The organism is Alteribacillus sp. JSM 102045 (assembly GCF_041949975.1).
In the GTDB taxonomy this organism is placed as follows: domain Bacteria; phylum Bacillota; class Bacilli; order Bacillales; family Marinococcaceae; genus Alteribacillus.
In genome coordinates, this window is sequence record NZ_JBHFQG010000072.1 from 1 (window position 1) to 3726 (window position 3726).

Below are 3726 nucleotides of genomic sequence, written 5' to 3' on the forward strand. Positions count from 1 at the left end.
TTGTGAATTTTAGAGCTATATGGCGGCTTTTTTTGAGAATTATTTGTCGTATGAAGCCCATAAAATAAGCAGTAATCGAATGATGACCACTGCTTATTTATGACCAATAACAAGGCTTTCTCTTGCTACTTCAACCACTTCTTTGGATATTTTCTCAACTTGATTAATCGTCATAACACGTTCAATCTGTGTAAAGAGACGTTGAATAAGACGAAAATTCCCACCCGTTATCCGTACCACAGCCGTAAAAGCCTCGTAATCAGTAAAATCTTCAAGGTTAATTTGCAAGCCAAGTTCTTGCCATTTGTGTTTTAAAATAAAGGTCATTTCTTCCTTGCTTAGTTTTTTAAATTCATGGGCAAATCCAATCCGGGAATATAACTGTGGATAGCGCATCAATTGACGTTCAAGACCTGGCATCCCTATAAGGACAACCCCCATCGGATGGTTATCGTACATATCCCGGATTAATTCCAATCCAACTAACTTTAATCGGTCAGCTTCATCAATCAAAACAAGGTCCGTGCTTTCATAAAAGTCTGTGATTTCTTTCCGTGTTCCTTCTTTTTGATAACGAGCTTTTTCATGAAGCATAGTTAAGCGAAGATTCAAGACCGATAATGAATGTCCAATCTGGGTAGGTTTCACAACAGGAGCTGTATAATATAATGTATGTTTATTAAGCACTTCTAAGGGAACTTCATGATGATCTTCTACCCGTGGTAAATCAAGCCAAGGTGATAACATATCCCACCATGCTAAGTGTTTGGCAGCCATTGTCTTTCCAACTCCTGCCTCCCCATAACATACACCGATATACTGGTATTTCCGGCAAGCTGCACAAAATTCCTCGAAACGGCGATACTCTTTCGTTTCCAAAAAAATTTGTTTCTTACTCATGAATATACCTCTTTAAATTTGACTTAGGGGATTGACTTGGTTTTGGTGTTTCTTAAGGTGTTTGTGCAAGTTCATCAATGACGGCATGGCGTGTCTTGATTTGACGGGTAAGGTTTCTTTTTCTTTTATTTCTTGCAGCGATGACATCTTTGATATTTACTTCATAACCGGCTAACTCGGGACAGATCGCCTGGCATAAAAACTGATGTTCATAAAAGACACGAATTTCAGCTAAATCACGAGGATTATAGCGAATCATGACATCTTCTCCAATATAAGGAGCTAAGATGGTTGATTCATAACGAAAACCTTGAAATCGTATTCCATCAGGGTGCACACGGCGAGAGGTGGCAACGTGTAACAATAGTAAATCTAAATCTTCAAGAGAGTTTGGGAGTTGAGGAAGAAAACCTTCTGCCTCCCAACGTTTCACAGGTGGAGATTCGGTTGTTCCGTGAACGCGAGAATGATACGTTCCAAGCAGAAATTCTCGTAATCGATGATCAAGTTCCGGTAGAGTCATAGAAGGTGATGGGGAAGAACGGGAACGAAAGATATACCCCGGCTGTTCTTGTAAAAACATCTGATTGACGGTTTGGAAAAAACGTTCAATTTTTCCTCGTCCTCGAGGTACACCGACCGAGGAAAAAATGAGTTGCATACGCAGGTCGGCGCCGACTTGTTCCATATGTCTAGAGGTGAAATCACTACCATGATCTGTATAAAAGACTTCCGGAATTCCACAAATACGCCACCGGCTGTCTTCCTTTGGCCATATAGCTTGGTGTAAGGCAAGGGAGGTTTGGATAGCAGAAGGTGCATCAAAGCTTAAAAAATAACCAGCCACCGCACGACTATAGTCATCTAAAATAATGGTGAGCCAAGGGCGTGCCGGTTTTCTTTTCTCATCCCATACCCATATATCTAACTGGGTGTGATCGGCTTGCCATATCTCATTCGACTTTTTAGCTTCTCTTCGGTGAATCAAATCAAACGTTTCTTTGTACGAAGCTGATCCTTCATTTCCCAATGTTCGTACTGAGAGAGGGAGACGTTGGATGATATCATAGACCGTTGCATAGGTTGGGGTTTCCCATCCGTGTTCAATCGCCATTTTTTCAACTTTTCGGTGAATCGAAGCAATACTTGGAGGAGCTTTTTTTAAAGCAAGGCCTTCAATGACGGATACAAGTTGAGAGGATATTTTTCTTCGAATGCCTTGATCGGAACGATGCTTAGGTATGAGTGCTCGGAATCCACCCTTCCGGTAGTGTTGGACCCATCGTTGTAGAGTACGTAATGACACCGAGCTTTCGGAAGCAATGTTTGATAAAGAAGTTTCTTCTTCTAAAAAAGGACGAATAAGACGAAAGCGTTCCATGGCTTTTGCTCTTTGTTCTTCCGTATAGGAAGTTAAGGCAAACCTGTTATCAGACGACATCCTTTGCTCCCCTTTCCTTACATTAAACATAGGGTAAATGTTCACTATGTTACATTCTTTTCTATCCGTTTAGCAAGCTTATAAAATGTTGTTTTTTTAACTCCGGCTTGTTGCATTGCTTTTGTCGCTGTGATGTTTCCCTCCTTCCATTCAGCATAAGCTTCACGAAAAGCATCTGTAACTTGGGCTTGTGGTCTTCCTAGCTTTTTTCCTTGTTCCAAGGCTGCATCAATGCCTTCACGTTGACGTTTTCGAATGCGATCTCTTTCTTCTTGAGCCACCCAAGATAGAATTTGCAAGACAAGATCGGCAATAAAAGTACCCATGCTGTCTTTGTATTGGGTCGTGTCCAGTAACGGCATGTCTAACACAACAATATCAGCTTGAATATTTTTGGTAATATCGTTCCATTCTTCGACAATCTCGTTTTTATTTCTTCCGAAACGGTCGAGAGAATGAATATACAAAACATCGCCTTTACGAAGAATACGTTTGAGTAATTGATAATTTTCTCGTTGAAAATCTTTTCCACTTACTTTATCCATGAAAATATCTCTTTCATTAATCCCGTGTTCTTTCATAGCAGCAATTTGTCTTTCTTCATTTTGATCTTTACTGCTTACTCTTATATAACCCATTCGTCTGTTTTCCATTTACTACTAGCATTCCTTTCCACAAACATCCAGTGTACCTTCTTCATTATACCTCATTTCCGTTCGTAAATGTACGTCAAATTAAATGGACGTTCATAATTATTTTCTTGTTATTTACGAACGTTTATAGCTATCTATTAGATGAAAAAATAAACCGTTCGTAAAGGTATACTTTTACAAACGAACCAAAAAAACCTATTGCAGAAAAGGGCCATTATGTGGAATAACACGTGTTAGAATTGAAGTAAGTATTGATTAAGAAAGAGGGGCTGATTTCAGTGGAATCAGTGAGGACAAGATTTAAAGCTGAGAATGCAATGCAATGGTTTTATGCTGTATTGGCATTGATATGTGCGACAGGTGTATTTTATCTCAGTAAACTATTTCAGGATATGGCGTATTGGGGCGAGGGATTGACATGGTATTGGATAGGAGTTGTTTTTACTTATCTAACCGGATTATTAGGTATCGGCTTCATTATCCTGTCTGTGAAAAGAAGAAACGGTAAGAAAACATTGTTCCCCATCTTACTTAGGACTTTCTCAACTTCGGCACTTGTCATCGGTTTCCTTTGGACTACTTTTGTAATTATAGCTGGAATGTCAGGTATGTAATTAAGCTATGGACGCGATTACTGCATGGCTATATTAATCATGAAAAGGGCAGTAAAAAGGAGGGGAAATTCCATGTCCTTCGGTACGAAACTTTTTTCCGCTGTTTTGTCTCCTTTTG

General features: G+C 39.6%; 4 protein-coding genes. 1 reads left to right on the forward strand and 3 read right to left on the reverse strand.

Annotated features, from left to right (window positions below; all coding sequences use genetic code 11):
• Positions 1 to 93: 93 nt before the first annotated feature.
• Genes ACE1TI_RS21425 through ACE1TI_RS21435 form a run of 3 tightly spaced genes read right to left on the reverse strand, consistent with a single transcriptional unit; the run spans position 94 to position 2994 of the window.
• Positions 94 to 900 carry an AAA family ATPase gene (locus tag ACE1TI_RS21425; protein WP_375009547.1) on the reverse strand — a complete coding sequence of 269 codons (807 nt, stop codon included), beginning with the start codon at positions 898 to 900 and terminating at the stop codon, positions 94 to 96.
• Positions 901 to 952: 52 nt separating this feature from the next.
• Positions 953 to 2341 (reverse strand): Mu transposase C-terminal domain-containing protein, encoded by a 1389-nt coding sequence (locus ACE1TI_RS21430; protein WP_375009548.1) that lies wholly within the window; start codon positions 2339 to 2341, stop codon positions 953 to 955.
• Between the two features lie 44 nt (positions 2342 to 2385).
• Positions 2386 to 2994, reverse strand: a complete 609-nt coding sequence (locus tag ACE1TI_RS21435) for a recombinase family protein (RefSeq protein ID WP_375009549.1) — start codon at positions 2992 to 2994, stop codon at positions 2386 to 2388.
• Between the two features lie 278 nt (positions 2995 to 3272).
• On the opposite strand from ACE1TI_RS21435, the gene ACE1TI_RS21440 reads away from it, so the two are divergent.
• Positions 3273 to 3608 carry a hypothetical protein gene (locus ACE1TI_RS21440; RefSeq protein ID WP_375009550.1) on the forward strand — a complete coding sequence of 112 codons (336 nt, stop codon included), beginning with the start codon at positions 3273 to 3275 and terminating at the stop codon, positions 3606 to 3608.
• Positions 3609 to 3726 lie beyond the last annotated feature (118 nt).